This is a genomic window from Alphaproteobacteria bacterium LSUCC0396, from assembly GCA_041228345.1.
In the GTDB taxonomy this organism is placed as follows: domain Bacteria; phylum Pseudomonadota; class Alphaproteobacteria; order Puniceispirillales; family Puniceispirillaceae; genus UBA3439.
The window spans coordinates 627163-644084 of sequence record CP166131.1 but is presented as its reverse complement, the minus strand read 5'-3'; the positions used below and the strand labels follow the sequence as shown (position 1 = coordinate 644084).

The following is a 16922-nucleotide window of genomic DNA, read 5'->3' as shown; positions in this document are numbered from 1 at the left end:
CCGATGGTTTGCTGCATGGTTCGCTGGGGTCGTTGCCAGCTAAAAACAGGGTTTGAACATGTGGCCATCATTGATCTCCTTGGCTAAAGATTGTCACGAAGCCACGCACCGATACGCTCAAACGGTCCGTGTGGTAGGGTGCGGGTTTGCCGGTCTGTTGGGTCATTTTCTTCGATCCGGCTTACATGGATCAGCGCGCCAGTGCTGGCGGCAAATCCGGGGCCACTGCTGTCCTCATCAAGGCCGGCAATGCCAATAGGTTTGCCAATTCCAACCGATTTCTTTGCTTGCTTTGCAAACAGATCAGCAAGGCCGGTTAATTGGCTGGCACCGCCGGTCAGCACATAGCGGCTTCCGGCGGTATGTTCCATCCGCGCACGCTCCATACGGGTGTGCAGCAGTTCGAGAATTTCCTCAACGCGGGGACGGATGATGGCACTGAGCAAATTACGCTCAATGGTCTGGCCCGCCACCTCGGCAGTGCCAAGTGTTGGGATGGTGATATTGTCACTGCGGCCAAGGCGCACCACTTCTCGAAGCTGGTCTGGCGCAACGCCGGTAATGTCGGTTGGCATAACCGATCCGTCAATCGCCTTTAGTCGCTCGGCCTCGGCAATTGGTGTTGAAAGCACGCGGGCAATATCGGTGGTGACGCGGTTGCCGCCAATCTTGATTGTGTCGACATAGACCAGCTTGCCTTCCATGAAGATGGCAATTGATGTCGTGCCGCCGCCCATATCAACGATCACGCTGCCAAGATCACGTTCCTCGGCACTAAGACAGGCAAGCCCGCTGGCATAGGCCGAATGTAGAAACCGGTCGGTTTCGAGATGATTTAACGCCAACGCCTCACGCAGATTTGCCAGCGAGGTGCGCAGACCACATACCAGTGTGTAATCCACTGACAGATTTGTGCCGCGCATTCCGCGTGGGTCGGCAATCCCGCGGACATCATCCAGCCCATATTGCAGGGTTTGCAAATGCATTGGCTGATAGTTTTCTGGAAAATTGCCGTTGTCACTGCGCGCCATGAGACGGTCGATATCGCGGCGGCGAACCACCGCATCACTAAGCCGAACTGATTTTGTACAAATGCTGGAAATCGGGGTACCGCCGGGGGCAACAATTGTTACTGATGTAACCGAGATGCCGGCATCACGCTCGGCCGCCTGCACGGTTTTGCCAATCACCGTACTCAGCGCTTCAAGGTCACTAACTTCCCCGCCGCGGATCCCCGCCGATGCGTGCGTGCCGTGCCCTAATAGCCGAACACCGCCCGAACCATCAGACTCACCAATCATGCAGCAGATTTTTGATGATCCGATATCAAGCACGGCAAAGGGGCGCCGCGTAATGGCTTTTGTCTTTCCAAGGATCATGTGCGGTTTCCTTTCCCTCTTACCGGAATGTTTGGCTCGACGATCAATTGTTGCGGCACGCGCAAATCGATGACTGCGAGGTCGCGATTGGTAATGGCTTTTTTACGATCAATCACCGCGAGCCGAGACCATGCTGTGACCGGATCAGTTTCTGGCAGGCGGATTTCCATGCCGTTTTTCAGATGCACGTCCCAGCGCCGCTGCGAGCGATAGCTGACCGCCCAAACCTCGCTGAATAATTCAGGCTCGGTTTTTAAAATCGCCAGAATAGCGGCCGCATGAGGCGCTGCATTTTCACCGGCAACAACCGTAAGATGGGTGAAATGGCTGGGGTCCGCTCCGTCGATAATCGCGCCGCTGCGGTCGATCAATTTATGCTGGTCATTATTTTGTAACAGGGCAATCGGCACACGCTCACGAAGGGTGAGATAGATGGTGCTTGGCAGGCGGCGCTCGACAATCACATCCTCAATCCAGCCAATCTTGCTGATGTTGCTGTGAAGCTGGCGTAAATCAATGCCAAGAATGGGCGTGCCGATTTGCAGATTCAAGGCAGCCAATAGACTGGCTTGCGGCGTATGGGCGCGTCCTTGAACCTGAATATCATCAAGCACCAGACCAGCATTTGCGCTTATTGCCAAGAAATCATCGCCCAGCTTGCTGCGGTCCATCATTGCAACGCCGATTGTGCTGGTAGCCGCAATCATCACAAGTGACCAAAAGCCGATTTTAACCTTCTTCCACAGGTCCAGCCGTGTTTCTGGGCTGCGCGGCGGCGTCTGCTGTTGCGGTTTAATCCATCCGATTAGTCGTCGCATTGTGCAATCTCCAATAGGTGGTTGACCAGTTCTTCGCCTGACATGCCGACAAAACGAGCCTGTTCCGGCACAAGTGATGTTGCGGTCATGCCCGGCTGGGTGTTCACTTCAAGCATGAACAGCGCATCATTTTTATCGTCCCAGCGATAATCGGCGCGGATGATGCCGCGACAACCGAGCTGGCGATAGGCGTGTTCGGCCCACAGGCAGGCTTTAAGATTGACCGCTTCGGGAATATCGGCAGGCAGGATATGGTTCGATCCGCCAACCGCATATTTGGCGTCAAAATCGTAAAATTCGCGCGTAGACGTGATTTCAGTGACACAAAGTGCAGTCCCATCAAGAACGGCAACGGTCAATTCACGGCCAGGGATATAGGGCTCGCAGATCAGTTGTGCATCGGCAGGCCAAATGCTGCGCGCCGGCGGACGGGTTTGATCGTCAGGTACAATCACCACGCCAAAGCTGGACCCGTCATTGCGCGGCTTAATCACATGCGCACCAGTGCTGTCTTGGGGATAGACATGACTATCTTCGACGAGTGGCAAGGTAGGCGGCACCATGATCCCGGTTCCGGCAAGCAGGGTTTTTGCCAATAGCTTATCCATGGCGATCGCCGATGCCGTCAGCCCGCTATGGGTATAGGGAATATTCATAATATTCAGCAGACCTTGAATATTACCATCTTCACCGATTTGACCATGCAGCGCATTGAATACACGGCCGGGATTGATCTCTTTCAATTTCTGCGCAATGTCGCGGTCAACCTCGACCTCGATCGCATCCCAACCGGCGTTGCGCGCGGCCTGCGCACAAAAGCTCGCAGATACACGGCTAACCGCTGCCTCGGATGTCCAGCCGCCCATTAACACGGCGACGCGATCACGGTTATCGGTCATTCCGGTGCCCCTTCGTTCTGGTTGCGCCCAACACGGCGGATTTCCCATCTAAGTGGTGGCCCGCCACCGGCCAAAACACGGTCACGAACAGTTTCACCCAGCGTTTCAATGTCCTCGGCGGTTGCGGTGCCGGTGTTGATCAGAAAATTACAATGTTTTTCTGAGACTTGTGCCCCGCCGATTGAAAGACCGCGACAACCGGCCTTGTCGATTTCTTGCCACGCCTTGCCGCCATCCGGGTTGGCAAAGGTGCTGCCCCCGGTGCGAACGCCGCGCGGCTGGGCGTCGCCGCGGCTGGCAATAATTTCTTTCATCCGCGCCTTGATCGCTGCCGGATCATCCTTTTGGCCTTGCAATTCGGCGGCGGTGAAAATCCAGTCTGCCGGAGCCTCGCTATGTCGATAGGCCATGCCCATCGCCGCTGGTGTTGCGCTGACCGGCTTGCCGCTTCGATCAAGCCCATGCGCCACGATCGTTACATCCTTAAATTCGCTGCCATAGGCACCGGCATTCATCCGCAAGCCGCCGCCGATTGTGCCCGGAATACCGATCAGAAATTCCAGCCCGCCAATGCCAGCCTTTTGTGCATAGCGCGCCACATCGGCATCGCTGGCACCGGTCTCGGCAATGATGCGGGTACCGTCATGCCGGATTGCTTTCATATGGGTGCCAAGCTTGATCACAACACCGCTTACCCCGCCATCACGAACCAGCAGGTTTGAGCCAGCACCAACCGCAAATAGCGGAATGTCTCGTGGACAAGCCGCCAGAAATTCTGCCAGATCAGCGGTATCCAGCGGGCTGAATAAAACTTCTGCCGGCCCGCCGACACCAAACCATGTATGGCGTGCCATTGGATCATTTGCTGTATAGCTGCCCCGCACATCAGGAAGCCGGTCATGTATCGAGGTCATGCTTGCCCTCCTGCCAACCTGTCCAGCTCTTTTGGAAGGGCGGCTGCCCATGCGGTGATATCACCGGCACCAAGACACATGACAACGTCGCCAGCCTTGGTTCTTGCCGCAATCTCGATGGCTAGCTTGTCTGGCCCCTCAAGGCCAGCCGCCGCCTTATGCCCGTAATCGCGTAATCCGGCGACTAATGCAGTTTTGTCAGCGCCATCAATCGGGGCTTCACCAGCGGCGTAAATATCGGCAACGAGCACTTCATCAGCATCGTTAAAACAGCTGCAGAAATCGGTAAATAGATCGGCGAGGCGGCTATAGCGATGCGGCTGGACGACGGCAATCAGTTTGTTATTGCCAGATAGCATCCGGCCAGCCTTAAGGGCGGCCTTGATTTCCACCGGATGATGACCGTAATCATCAATGATGGTCACGCCGTTGCTGATCCCTATTGTTTCAAACCGCCGACCTACCCCGCCAAATGCGGCCAGCGCGTCACGGATACGCGGCGCATCAATATTCATTTCCAACACCACCCCGATCGCGGCGAGGCAGTTCTGCACATTGTGATCGCCAAGCATCGGGAACCGCACATTCTGCAATGCGGCGCTATCACCATTAATCCGGTCTGACAGCTGGACATCAAACAGCATCGCGCCAGCATCAGCCCGCAAATTGATCGCCCGAACATCGGCATTTGCACTCATGCCGTAGGTGATGATGCGGCGATCCTTAATGCCTGCCATAAGCCGCTGCACCGATGGATGATCAATACATAGCGTGGCAAAACCGTAAAACGGGATCGACGCAACAAAATTCAAAAACGCGGTCTCAAGTGCCTCAAAGCTGCCGTGATGGTCGAGATGTTCTGGATCAATGTTTGTGACCACAGCAACGGTTGGCTTTAATTTGGCAAATGATCCGTCGCTTTCATCTGCCTCGACAACCATCCAGCTGCCTTTTCCAAGGCGTGCATTGCTGCCCCATCCGGTGATGATGCCGCCATTTATCACTGTTGGGTCGATGTCGGCACTGTTTAGCAAAGTGGCGACAAGACTGGTTGTCGTTGTTTTGCCATGGGTGCCTGCAACGGCAATTGACCAGCGAAGCCGCATTAATTCGCCAAGCATTTCAGCACGGTGAACGATGGGCAGGAATTTGGCGCGTGCGGCAACCACCTCGGGATTATCTGGCTTGATTGCGGTTGAGATTACCACCAAAGACGCGTTTTCGACATTTTCGGCGCGTTGGCCGGTCACAATTGGAATGCCTTTGGCCCGAAGCCGTCTGACATTGGCATTGTCAGACATATCGCTGCCTTGAACCGCATAGCCAAGCTCGAACAGAATTTCGGCAATGCCGCTCATACCGATGCCGCCGATCCCGGTGAAATGCATGGTGCCGATAGATAGTGGCAATTCACTCATGCGATTGCTCCTAGATTTGGTGCGTTGCGTTTGCTGATCAGCCCTTCGGCGAGCGCGGCAATGTCGGTCGCGGCGTTTGGGCTGGCAAGGACGGTGGCGTTGGCGGCCATTTTGCCAAGCTCGTCCGGCGCCTCGAACAGCTGCATGATCCGGGTTGCCAGAAAGGCCGAGCTGACAGTGGCTTCGTCAAGGCAATAGCCGCCTCCGACCTGTTCCATTTGCAAGGCGTTTGCGCGTTGATGATCATCCATTGCGCTTGGCAGTGGCAGCATCAGTGACGCACGGCCGGTTGCGGCCAGCTCGGCAATTGACGAGGCACCTGATCGGCTGATCACGAGGTCACTCTTTGCTAGTAAATTGGGCATATTGCTGAAGAATGGCTTGATTGACGCGCTGACCCCCAGTTTGGTGTAACGCGCCTTCAAATCCTCAACCTGTTCGATACGCGCCTGTTGATAGATTTTGATCTGGTTGCGCAATGGCGGATCAATCATCGCGATGGCGTCAGGCACTAATGTGCCAAGAATGCTGGCCCCTTGCGAGCCGCCAAGAACGCTTAGCACCCGGTCATCACCTGTGCAGCTTGGCCGCCGCTTGGCAAAAAACGCGGTGCGGACAGGCATCCCGGTGATATGGGTTTGCACGCCATCTGGCAGGTTTTTGGTTTGCGGCCAGCTTAGCGCCAACAGGCGGGCGCGGGCGGCAATCACCCGGTTGGCTCTTCCAAGATAGGCATTTTGTTCATGCACCATTACCGGCACGCCAAGCAGCCGCGCAATCAGCACTGGGGCAAATGATGGATACCCGCCAAACCCGATCATTACCTCAGGTCGGCGCAGTCCGATATGCCACAGGCTGGACAATGCCCCCAAACCTAATTTGCCAGTTGCGATGATCCGGCGAAGCAAACCTGATTGGAACGGTGACGCGGCGCTGATCACATAAAGGCGAACCGGCAAATCGGCAATACCTGCAAGGAGATTGGCGCCACGCTTGTCGGTAAACAGGCAGGTTTCATGGCCCTTGGCATTCAATGCCTCGGCAACCGCCAGCGCTGGGAATATGTGACCACCGGTGCCACCGGCGGCGAGATAGATCCGTGCCGCGCTCATGCTTGCCGCCGATCTGCGAAATGATCGCTGGTAGTGCGTTTACGGGTCAGCGCGAGGATCAGCCCCATGGTAAGGGCGCTGGCCAATAATGACGAGCCGCCATAGCTGATGAATGGCAGGGTCATGCCCTTGGTTGGAATTAGGTTAACCGACGAGGCCATATGGATGCTGGCCTGAACGCCGATCTGCATGACCAGACTGGAGGCAGCAATCAGGCAAAACAGCCCTTCACCGGTAAGGGCTCTGGCAAATCCACGGATAATCACAAAACCGTAAAGCCCAAGAAGTGCAAGACAGGCAATCGCACCATATTCTTCGGCAGCAACGGCAAAGATGAAATCGGAATGCGCGTCGGGCAGATGCAGCTTGATCACACCATCGCCCGGCCCAACCCCAAAATAGCCACCTTTGGCAAAGCTTTGCATCGCCTGTTCGACCTGCCACGAACCGCCTTCAAAGAATTTGTCAACCCGAAGCCGAACATGGTCAAGATTAAGGTAGGCAAGATAGAAACCAATCGGGGCCAGCGCGGCGGCGCCAATGACAAACATCATCGGCATACCGGCCAGAAACATCTGAAAGCCCCATGTCATCAAGATCAACGCGGTCATGCCAATGTCAGGCTGGGCAACAAGTATCGCCACAATTATGGCGGCTAAACCCGACGCATAGGCCCAGCCGGGAAAATCCTGCCCTTCACGCCACAGCGTCAGCAACCACGCTGAAACAATCGCGAATAGCGGTTTTGCCAGCTCGGATGGTTGCAAGGTGAAACCGGCGACCGAAATCCATCTTGTTGCCCCCTTGATTTCACTGCCCGTAACAATCGCAAGGATCATCAGCCCGATCGTGACTGTCAGGCCGATGAGTGATAGGGCGCGAATGGGGCGCGGCTCCAGCATGGAGACGGTCAGCATGATCACCAATGCCGGGGCTAGATAAATGATCTGGCGCAGGATGAAATGCTGTGATGACAGGTTAATCAGGCTAGCAACAGCGGGGCTTGCTGCCATCACCAAGATCATCCCAAGCGTCATTAATAAAAGGGCGCTGGCTAACAGCCATTTATCAACAGTCCACCACCAGATGCCAACAAGCGAGCGATCGGTACGGTCAAGCATGCGTGCCTCCCGATCGGTTGGTGCAAAGGCTTTGGGCAAGTGCCGCAAAGGCGGTGCCACGCGCACCAAAATTGCTGAATTGATCAAATGAGGCGGCGGCGGGCGCCAACAAAATGGTGCCACCATCAGCGGCCGCACTGGCATCATCAAACGCGGCGCGGGTTGCGGTTTCCAGATCGCCGCAAATCGCTGTTTGGCAATGGCCGGTCAGACTAGCAGCGAATTCGGCGGCGGCGGTGCCAATCAAATAGGCCTTTTTCACCGCACCAAGACAATCCATTAGAGGGGCCAGACTGTCCTGCTTGGCAAGACCGCCAGCCACCCAATAGATATCGTTAAACGCCAGCAGCGCCTTGGCAGCGGCGACGCCGTTGGTGGCTTTGGAATCATTGATGAATTGAATCTTGCCGCAATGCGCCACGGGTTGCAGGCGGTGTGGCAGGCTGACATAACCCTCAATCCCGCGATTGATCATGTCGGTATCAAGCCCAAGCGCGCCAAGCGCTAGCGCCGCCGCCGCCGCGTTTTCGGCATTATGCAACCCCGCAAGTGAGGCTGAATATCGCTGTGCCTCTGGTGCCAAATCGGGCCGCGCAATCAAGGTTTTGATGCCGCGCTGGCGGGTGGTGTCGGCCAAGGCACGCACGTGATCATCGCCATCGCCAATAATCGCCAGACTATTGGGGCCAAGGCAGTCAAGGCTAATCGCTTTGGCGGCGATATAGCCGTCCATACCGCCATGTCGGTCGAGATGGTCGGGGCTGATATTCAGCAAAATCGAGATTGCCGGTGCCAGTGACGGGGTGGTTTCCAATTGATAAGACGATAGTTCCAGAACCAGCACGCCGTCTGTGCCCGGATCGTCAAGTGAGCTTGCCGGATCGCCAAGATTGCCGCCAATCGCCACCGCGCGCCCGGCGAATTTAAGACAATGGCCGATCAATGCGGTGGTCGTGGATTTACCATTCGTGCCAGTGATTACCAACAGTGGCGCCGCTGGTTTGGCGCGTAATGCCAATTCGACCTCGCTGATCACGTCGATGTTCAGGCTTGTCGCCAAGGCGGCGGCAGGGTGCGGTTTTGGATGATGGTGCGGGATGCCCGGACTAATCACCATGGCGTCAAGGTTCTGCCACGGCCATTCCTGCCAGCTGGTCATCAGAATTTCGGGGATGTCATGCTGACTTTTCACATCATCAAACGCAAAGACATGCGCCCCAGCTGCACGTAACGCGGCAACAGCGGCAATGCCAGATCCACCAAGGCCCAAGACCCCGATCGCCTGTCCATTCATGTCATGCGGAACCAGCATTCAAATCCTTCCTTAGCGCAGCTTTAGCGACGATAGGCCAGCCACAGCCAGCACCACCGCAATGATCCAGAAACGAATAACGATTGTGGGTTCGGCCCACCCCTTTTTTTCAAAATGATGATGCAAGGGTGCCATCAAGAAAATGCGCTTGCCGGTTAATTTGAACGACGCCACCTGCAAGATTACTGACAGGGTTTCGACAACAAACAAGCCGCCGGTAATGGCCAATACCAACTCATGGCGGGTCGCTACTGAAATTGCGCCCAACGTACCGCCCAGCGCCAATGACCCAGTGTCACCCATAAACACGCGGGCAGGCGGCGCGTTAAACCATAAAAACCCTAATCCGGCACCAATCAAGGCACCGCACATAACCGCCAGATCGCCGGTTCCCGGCACATAGTTGATCTGCAAATAAGTGGCAAAATTGTAGTTGCCGGCAAGATAGGCAATCAGCGCAAAACACGCGGCGACAATCATCACCGGAACAATTGCCAGCCCGTCCAGACCATCGGTTAGATTAACCGCGTTTGATGCGCCAACCATCACCACCATCGCAAAGGGAACATAAAACATCCCCATGGTGATGAGCGTTTCCTTTAAAAATGGAACCGCAACGCCATAGCGAAGCTGTTCGGGCGATAATTCGATGAAAATCAAGGTGGCAAAAAACGCGATCACCAGCTGCAGCAGCATCTTCATCCGCGCCGACATGCCGTTATGCGAGCGTTTGCGCAATTTCATCCAATCATCAATACTGCCAATGGCGCCAAAGCTAAGCGAGATCATTAGCACCGGCCACAGGTAAGGGTTGGACAGCGGCATCCATAATAAAGTTGACACCGCAAAGGCGATCAGGATCAACAGTCCGCCCATGGTTGGCGTGCCAATTTTGGTGATCAGATGCGATTGCGGCCCGTCATCACGAATTGGCTGACCCTCGGCCTGATGCGTTTTCAGCCAGCGAATGAAGTCCGGCCCAAAAATCAGGGCAATCAGCAGCGCAGTGATTGTCGCACCGCCGGTTCTAAAGGTGATATAGCGGAACAGGTTAAACGGCTGAAACTGGTCAGCCAGGGGAACAAGCAGGTCAGGCAGCATGGCTGTTCCCTCCGTTTTTCGTTGGTGTGCCGGATGATGTCGCAGGATCAAGGCTGGCGGATATGGCATCACGCACCCGCCATGATCCCGACCCAAGCGAGCCTTTGATAAAAATAATATCGCCATCTTCAACGGCATCATCGAGGCTCTTAACAGCGTCGGCGATGTCGGCGGCGGCGATGGCCGCAATACTGTCTTCCAAAAGGTCAAGCGCACCATGCATGGCGCTGCCAAGTGCAATGACCAATCGCGGCGCAAGGGCATTAATCTGCGGCATTAAGGCGGCGTGTTCGGCAGCGGTAGCACCGCCAAGCTCGCGCATTTCGCTGAGGATCATGATCGTTGGCGGGGTCGTGCTCATGCTGGCAAAGGCCGCCATCATTGAGGCTGGACTGGCGTTATAGCTGTCATCAATTAAGGTGATGCTGCACCCGTGATAAAGCCCTGACTGCCGGCCGCCCCGGCCTTTTGGCGTTGGACAGCTAGCAAGGCGCGCCGCCGCCGTCTCAACGCAAAGCCCAAGCGCATCAACCGACGCCAGAACCCCAAGCGCATTCTGTGCCCAATGAATGCCATGCATCGCCATTTCAAAGCGCAATTCATGTCCGGCGATTTCAGCGTGAACAGACATGCCCCAATCATGCTGGCGGGCCTCAAGCAGGCAAAATTCGGCGTCATCATTGCGGCCAAATGTGATAATGCGCGCCGCGCCTGCCGTGCGTGCAGCATCGCCAAGCACTGGATAGAACGGATCGTCAAGATTAAGAATTGCTGTTCCGCTAACGGCAAGGCCCTGAAAAATCTCAGCTTTTGCCTTGGCGATATCGTCAAGACTTTCAAAAAAGCCCCCATGGGTGCTGGCGATGCGGGTGATCAGCGCAATGTCGGGGCGTGCAAGTTTGGTTAGGCTGGCAATTTCGCCAGGGGCATTCATACCCATTTCCTGAACGGCAAAATCAGCATCGACCGGCAGGCTGGCAAGCGTCAGGGGCACACCAATATGATTGTTAAAACTGCGCTGGCTTGCGTGGGTTTTACCAAAGGCGGCCACCGCGTGCGCCAGCATATCCTTGCTGCCGGTTTTACCAACTGATCCGGTGATGCCGATCATCTGGCCGGTAAAGCGGGCGCGTCCGGCATCGCCAAGGCGCGCCAGGCCGGCAAGGGGGTCCTCAACAATGATCTGGGCAATCGGAACGTCCTTGTTTGGACGGCTGACAAGACAGGCGGCCGCACCGGCTTTTGCAGCATCGCCAATAAATTCATGCCCGTCATTTTGCGTTCCATCAAGCGCCACAAACAGGTCTCCCGATTGACAATTGCGGCTGTCAATCTCGATGCCCAGAATTGGCGGGCAAGCGACTGCCGGATCACCTAATGTTCCGCCAGTACCGGCAATCAGATTATCGGCTGTCCATAGCGGCGCGGTCATTGCAGCGCCTCCTGCATTGCACGGATTTTGTTGCTGGCAACCGCGGTATCATCAAACGGCAAGGTTTCATTGCCGATTAGCTGGCCAGTTTCATGACCCTTGCCGGCAATCAATAGAACGTCGCCTGCCTTTAACCCTGCTAGGGCTTGGGTGATGGCCTTGTCACGCGGCACGATTTCACTGGCCTTGGCACAGCAAGCCAGAATGGCTTTACGGATGCTGGCAGGGTCTTCACTGCGCGGATTATCATCGGTAACGATCACCTCATCGGCGATTTCGCAGGCGGTTTTCCCCATTAATCCGCGTTTTCCCGGATCACGGTCGCCGCCGCAGCCAAACAGCACCGCAAGCTTGCCGGTGGCCTCGGGACGAAGCGCGCCCAACGCGGCGGCCAAGGCATCAGGTGTATGTGCGTAATCGACAATCACCCGTGCGCCACATGGATGGCCGTGAACGGTTTGCATCCGTCCGGGTGCGGCCTTTAAATAGGGCAGGGCACCAAGCGAGTCATGCAGCGGCAAGCCGCCAAGATGCGCCATGATTGCGGCAGTCAGCGCATTAAGTGCCTGAAAGGTACCAGAAAGCGCCAGCGGAATATGCCAAGTCTCGCCTCGATAGGCCACCTGCATATCAAGCCCGTCGCCCGATGGGGTGATTGACAGGATCCGGAAATCGGCATTTTCATCATAGCCAAATGTTTTCACCACAATCGCCCGATCTTTAAGACTATCAAGGATCTGGTGGCTATAGGCGTCGTCAAGATTGACCACAGCGCTGCCGCCGTCGCTCAACAGGTCGGTGAACAGACGCTTTTTCGCCGCAAAATAGCTTTCCATATCCTGATGATGGTCTAGATGGTCACGGCTAAGATTGGTAAAGGCGGCAAGGTGAATATTGAGGCCATCAAGCCGGTATTGCTCAAGGCCGTGACTGCTGGCTTCGAGTGCAAGATGCGTGACACCGGCTTTGCTCAATGGCGCGATGGTGGCGTGCAGGCTGATGCTGTCAGGGGTGGTAAGTGGCGGCAGGCTGAATAAGGCGCCGCCGGATTTCAGCAGTTCGGTGCCGGTGATGCCAAGCGTGCCAACCGCGACCGCTGACCAGGTTGCGCGTTGCCATAGCTGGCGCAGGAATTCGGTCGTTGATGTTTTGCCATTCGTGCCGGTAACGGCACCGACCATGCCCGGTTGCGGCGTCCAGCATCGTGCTGCCATCAGGGCCATGATCCGGCGCGGGTTCTCGCATTGCAAAATCGGGACGCCGGCATCTTGTGCCAGCTTGCTTGTCTCAGCGGCCATCGGCTCAGCACCGGTCACAACTGCAACAGCCCCGGCGTCAATTGCATCACTGATAAATTCGCGGCCATTGCGCTGGGTCCCGGCAAGGGCAAAAAACACATGGCCGGCGGCAACCCGCGTTGAATCGACCGAAAGGCCGGTCACGTTAATCGTGCCAGCCCCGTCTGGAATGGTGATCAGCTGATGACAAAGATCAGTAAGATGCAAGCGTTGCCTCCTTGTTACCAATCGTGAAATCAAGCAGCAGTTTTTGGCGAATTAACGGCGATTTTTCGTTAACAGGAAGAACCCCTAACATCGGCGCAATCTGTTCAACAATACGGCGTATTGCTGGTGCGACGACCCAGCCAGCAGTCGCATAGCCGTGCGAATGTTTCTGGCCTTTTGGCTCGTCAACCAGAATGACGATGACATAACGCGGATCATGAACCGGAAAGGTTGCAACAAAGGTGGCAAGGTTTGCTTTCTTATTATAGCCGCCAATTTTGATTTTTTCGGCAGTACCAGTTTTGCCGCCAACCATATAGCCGCGCGCCTCGGCGTAATTACCGGTGCCGTCATCATGCGAGACGACCAGCCGCATCATCGAGCGGACAGCGCGCGCCGTCTGTTCGGAAAATACCCGCAACCGCAGGGGGCTATCGCCGGTCTGACGCTTTAGCAGGGTTGGCTGAATCCAGTGACCATTGCCGGATGCGGCGGCAACAGCGCTGGCAAGATGGGCTGGCGAAATGGAAATGCCATGGCCATATGAAACCGTAACCGTGGTGGTGCGGTGCCAGCGCGCTGGCGATAAAGGCCGCGATGTTTCGGGCAATTCAAGATCTAGCCGGTCAAGCAGGCCTAGCTTGTCCATAAAGGCGCGTTGGGTTTGGGCGCCAATGGCCTCGGCCATGCGGGCCGATCCGATGTTGGACGAATAAACCAGAATTTCCGGCACATTCAGCGGCTCATTATGCGGATGATAATCGGTGATGGTAAAGCGCGAAATCCGCAACGGTTTTGACACTTCAAAACGCTGGTTGGTTGTCGCCGCGCCGGATTCCAGTGCGATTGCGGTATTCAGCACCTTAAAGGTAGACCCCATTTCATACAGGCCTTTGGTGGCGCGGTTAAAGCGCGCATCGTCGCTGGCGAGGGAGAATTTGTTGGGGTTGAAATCGGGCAGCGAGGTTACTGCCAGCATTTCGCCGGTTTGAATATCGAGCAGGATACCAGCACCGCCAATGGCCTCAAAGCTGTCGATCTGCCGCTGAATTTCACGCCGCATCACCGCCTGTAGCCCAAGATCAACCGACAAGGTGACATCTTGGCCCGCTACCAGCTGTGTATTCATCGATTTTTCGATACCGGCAATGCCATTATCATCTGTGTCAACGTAACCCAGAATATGCGCCGCCGCATGATCGCGCGGATAAATACGGGTTGCGCCCTTGGCAAAATAAACACCAGGAATACCAAGCTTTAATATCTCTGCATGGCGCTTTGGCGGCAATTGCCGGTCAAGCTCAACATAGCGGGTTTTTTTACTCAATAGCGTGGTCAGGCTTGCCTGATCATGATCCCGTAATAACGGTGCTAATTTCGCCGCCGCATCGCTTATATCCATAATCTCGCTTGGATCGGCGTGCAATATTGTGATCGGCAAATTACCGGCAAGCAAACGGCCTTTGCGGTCAAGAATACGGCCACGCTCGGCAGTGACAGCAGCACCGCTATTGGCAAGGTGGGTGCTGGCATTCGCATCGGCAAGCCCAACGACGCGCACTCCAATGCTGATGAAGATGCCAAGCGCAAGCAGGCAGCAAATCATCAGACGCCCCTCGGCAATACGCCGTGAGCGTGTCGGATCGGGGCGGGGTGGCAAAATCAAGTGCCGCAATTTACCAAGCGGTGCATTCATTCGGCGATACCATTTCGGATAGAGTGAGCGTTGCTAGCAGACAGGTTGTTAAGATCTGACCGCTCTTTGTTTGCTGACTGTTTTGCGGTAAAGGCGATTTTCTTGATGCTGGTCGGGCCCAGTTCAATGCGCATTGGAATGGCATCAAGCGGCAAAATCCGATCCTGTCCAATTGGCGTCATCTTCAACAAATCGCCCGACAAGGTCATGATACGCTCGGGGCGCGTCAGATAGGCCCATTCTGCCTCTAGGATGGCGATATCGCGTTTGGTATCAGCGATGCGCAGCTCAAGGCTATGCAGCCGGTCTTGGCGCTCGTCGATGCCCGTTTTGACCTGATATAATGTCGTTCCAAGTCCGACCAATATAAGAGCGCAAAGCAGAATCAGCCGCATCGGTTTTGCTCCTTCATCACATTGGGGTGGCTGGACGACCCCAGATCAGTTCCATCAATGCCTGCCCGATTGCCAAGCGGTGCATCGGTTCGTCGCGCAATCCGCAATTTGGCCGAACGGGCGCGGCTGTTCTGCAAGCGTTCTTCCTCGATTGGCAAAATGGCTTTGCGGCTAAGCAGCTCAAAGCTGGGGGCGGGGCCATCAACTTCGGGGCGGTGTCGCGACGGCCGTGCGGCGTGCTGGCTGCGCGTTGCCAAAAAGCGTTTGACGATTCGGTCTTCTAACGAGTGGAATGATACCACCGCCAAGATTCCGCCCGGACGCAACAGCCGTTCAACCGCTTCAAGGCCGGCACTCAATTCGTCAAGCTCGCGATTCACGAAAATACGCAATGCCTGAAAGCTGCGTGTGGCCGGATCAATTTGGCCGGGGCGTTTTGCTGGCATGACATCATGGATGATGGCGGCAAGCTGTCCAGTGCTGGCAATTTCGGTTTCGGCGCGCACCCGGCAAATCGCCTTGGCGATACGGCGTGATGCTTTTTCTTCACCATATTCCCAGAAAATACGGGCAAGGTCGGCCTCGTCCATTTGCATGACAATATCGGCGGCGCTTTGTCCTGATTTTGACATACGCATATCTAGCGGGCCGTCTGCCCGAAACGAAAAACCGCGCTCGGGCTGATCCAGCTGGGTTGAACAAACCCCAAGGTCAAATGCCGCGCCATCCAGCCCGTCAAAATCATTGATATGCGCCTGCGCTAGCGCGGTCATATCTGAAAAACAGCCCTCGGCAAGGTGAAACCGGCCGTTATATTCAGCCAGCATTTCGCCGCCGCGCGCAATCGCATCAGGGTCGCGGTCGATCGCCAGCAGCCGGCAATCAGCAGCGTCAAGAATGGCACGGCTATAGCCGCCATTACCATAGGTTGCATCAAGGTAGCAGCCTCGGTCTTGTGGGCCAAGCGCCTCCACCACCTCGTTTAATAGGACAGATTGGTGAAGCGTTTGTCCAGACATCAGCTGCCTCCGTTTTCAGCGGGGGGCTGATGTGCACGGCCTAGGTGAAGGCTGGGCAATCCGGTGGTTTTGGCGCGGGCGCGTGCCTCGGCCTCACGGTTGCGATAGCGGTCAGGTAGCCAGATCTGGAACGAGCGTCCGATGCCGGCATAAAGGGCGGCGTCTTCCAGCTCGGCAAAGGCGATGAAATCGGCGTTCAGCATGATCCTGCCTTCGGCATCAAGCTTCATTTCCTGCGCGCTCGACAACATGGTCTGCAAGGTGGCGACCTCGGCTGACAGGCTGTCCATTGAATCGATCGCATCTACAATCTGGCCGATCCGTTCAGGCCCACAGCCCTCAAGGCATGGCTCGGTCAATGATTTGAAAAGATAAAGAGGGTCGCGGCGGCGCTCAAGCACAGATCTGAAAGGAGCCGGCACGGACAGGCGCCCCTTCTTATCTATGCGATGCTCAAATGTGGATAGAAATAGATCCACGATACCCAAAGCTCCTGTTCATCCCCGCGCCGACTAATCCGGAATATGGTGGCTGTACCCGTTAGATCCAGCGGTTTCCGGCCCAGTTTTTTGTTTAGTTTCAGCGATTTGTGGCTAGGGAGACAGGCCAAGACCGCAAGGAAACCCGAAACTGGGATATTATGGGATATCATGGGAATTGATGGACGTCAATGGGTTTTACCTAGTTCTTTATGGGAAAAGCTAATCTTTTCAGTCGGTTAATATGATCTATAAGCAATATTCAACAACACACTGAATCATAACAATATATATCAATTTGATATTATTATGTTCTGTTTTT

The 16922-nt window shown here is 55.6% G+C and carries 15 protein-coding genes; all 15 read right to left on the bottom strand.

Going from position 1 to position 16922, the window contains the following annotated elements:
• Window positions 1–83: 83 nt before the first annotated feature.
• Genes ftsA through AB8881_03245 form a run of 15 tightly spaced genes read right to left on the bottom strand, consistent with a single transcriptional unit; the run spans window position 84 to window position 16600 of the window.
• The gene (gene ftsA, locus AB8881_03315; GenBank protein XDZ63926.1) at window positions 84–1379 is read right to left on the bottom strand and encodes a cell division protein FtsA; all 1296 of its coding nucleotides are present in this window, start codon (window positions 1377–1379) and stop codon (window positions 84–86) included.
• The gene (locus AB8881_03310; GenBank protein ID XDZ63925.1) at window positions 1376–2197 is read right to left on the bottom strand and encodes a cell division protein FtsQ/DivIB; all 822 of its coding nucleotides are present in this window, start codon (window positions 2195–2197) and stop codon (window positions 1376–1378) included. The genes ftsA and AB8881_03310 overlap by 4 nt, the downstream gene beginning before the upstream one ends.
• Window positions 2185–3096, bottom strand: a complete 912-nt coding sequence (locus tag AB8881_03305; protein ID XDZ63924.1) for a D-alanine--D-alanine ligase — start codon at window positions 3094–3096, stop codon at window positions 2185–2187. The genes AB8881_03310 and AB8881_03305 overlap by 13 nt, the downstream gene beginning before the upstream one ends.
• Complete coding sequence (gene murB / locus AB8881_03300) at window positions 3093–4010, bottom strand: UDP-N-acetylmuramate dehydrogenase (protein ID XDZ63923.1); 918 nt, start codon at window positions 4008–4010, stop codon at window positions 3093–3095. Before murB ends, AB8881_03305 begins: the two co-directional genes overlap by 4 nt.
• Window positions 4007–5428 (bottom strand): UDP-N-acetylmuramate--L-alanine ligase, encoded by a 1422-nt coding sequence (gene murC, locus AB8881_03295; protein ID XDZ63922.1) that lies wholly within the window; start codon window positions 5426–5428, stop codon window positions 4007–4009. The genes murB and murC overlap by 4 nt, the downstream gene beginning before the upstream one ends.
• Complete coding sequence (locus AB8881_03290) at window positions 5425–6540, bottom strand: glycosyltransferase (protein ID XDZ63921.1); 1116 nt, start codon at window positions 6538–6540, stop codon at window positions 5425–5427. The genes murC and AB8881_03290 overlap by 4 nt, the downstream gene beginning before the upstream one ends.
• Complete coding sequence (locus AB8881_03285; protein ID XDZ63920.1) at window positions 6537–7661, bottom strand: FtsW/RodA/SpoVE family cell cycle protein; 1125 nt, start codon at window positions 7659–7661, stop codon at window positions 6537–6539. Before AB8881_03285 ends, AB8881_03290 begins: the two co-directional genes overlap by 4 nt.
• The gene (gene murD, locus AB8881_03280) at window positions 7654–8973 is read right to left on the bottom strand and encodes a UDP-N-acetylmuramoyl-L-alanine--D-glutamate ligase (protein XDZ63919.1); all 1320 of its coding nucleotides are present in this window, start codon (window positions 8971–8973) and stop codon (window positions 7654–7656) included. Before murD ends, AB8881_03285 begins: the two co-directional genes overlap by 8 nt.
• 12 nt (window positions 8974–8985) lie before the next feature.
• Window positions 8986–10074, bottom strand: a complete 1089-nt coding sequence (gene mraY / locus AB8881_03275) for a phospho-N-acetylmuramoyl-pentapeptide-transferase (protein XDZ63918.1) — start codon at window positions 10072–10074, stop codon at window positions 8986–8988.
• The gene (gene murF, locus AB8881_03270) at window positions 10064–11506 is read right to left on the bottom strand and encodes a UDP-N-acetylmuramoyl-tripeptide--D-alanyl-D-alanine ligase (protein XDZ63917.1); all 1443 of its coding nucleotides are present in this window, start codon (window positions 11504–11506) and stop codon (window positions 10064–10066) included. The genes mraY and murF overlap by 11 nt, the downstream gene beginning before the upstream one ends.
• On the bottom strand, window positions 11503–13011 hold the full coding sequence (locus tag AB8881_03265) for a UDP-N-acetylmuramoyl-L-alanyl-D-glutamate--2,6-diaminopimelate ligase (GenBank protein XDZ63916.1): 1509 nt from the start codon (window positions 13009–13011) through the stop codon (window positions 11503–11505). The genes murF and AB8881_03265 overlap by 4 nt, the downstream gene beginning before the upstream one ends.
• Complete coding sequence (locus AB8881_03260; GenBank protein ID XDZ63915.1) at window positions 12998–14707, bottom strand: peptidoglycan D,D-transpeptidase FtsI family protein; 1710 nt, start codon at window positions 14705–14707, stop codon at window positions 12998–13000. The genes AB8881_03265 and AB8881_03260 overlap by 14 nt, the downstream gene beginning before the upstream one ends.
• Window positions 14704–15102, bottom strand: a complete 399-nt coding sequence (locus tag AB8881_03255) for a hypothetical protein (GenBank protein XDZ63914.1) — start codon at window positions 15100–15102, stop codon at window positions 14704–14706. The genes AB8881_03260 and AB8881_03255 overlap by 4 nt, the downstream gene beginning before the upstream one ends.
• Complete coding sequence (rsmH, locus tag AB8881_03250) at window positions 15093–16121, bottom strand: 16S rRNA (cytosine(1402)-N(4))-methyltransferase RsmH (GenBank protein XDZ63913.1); 1029 nt, start codon at window positions 16119–16121, stop codon at window positions 15093–15095. Before rsmH ends, AB8881_03255 begins: the two co-directional genes overlap by 10 nt.
• Window positions 16121–16600 (bottom strand): division/cell wall cluster transcriptional repressor MraZ, encoded by a 480-nt coding sequence (locus AB8881_03245; protein XDZ63912.1) that lies wholly within the window; start codon window positions 16598–16600, stop codon window positions 16121–16123. The genes rsmH and AB8881_03245 overlap by 1 nt, the downstream gene beginning before the upstream one ends.
• Between the last annotated feature and the right edge of the window lie 322 nt (window positions 16601–16922).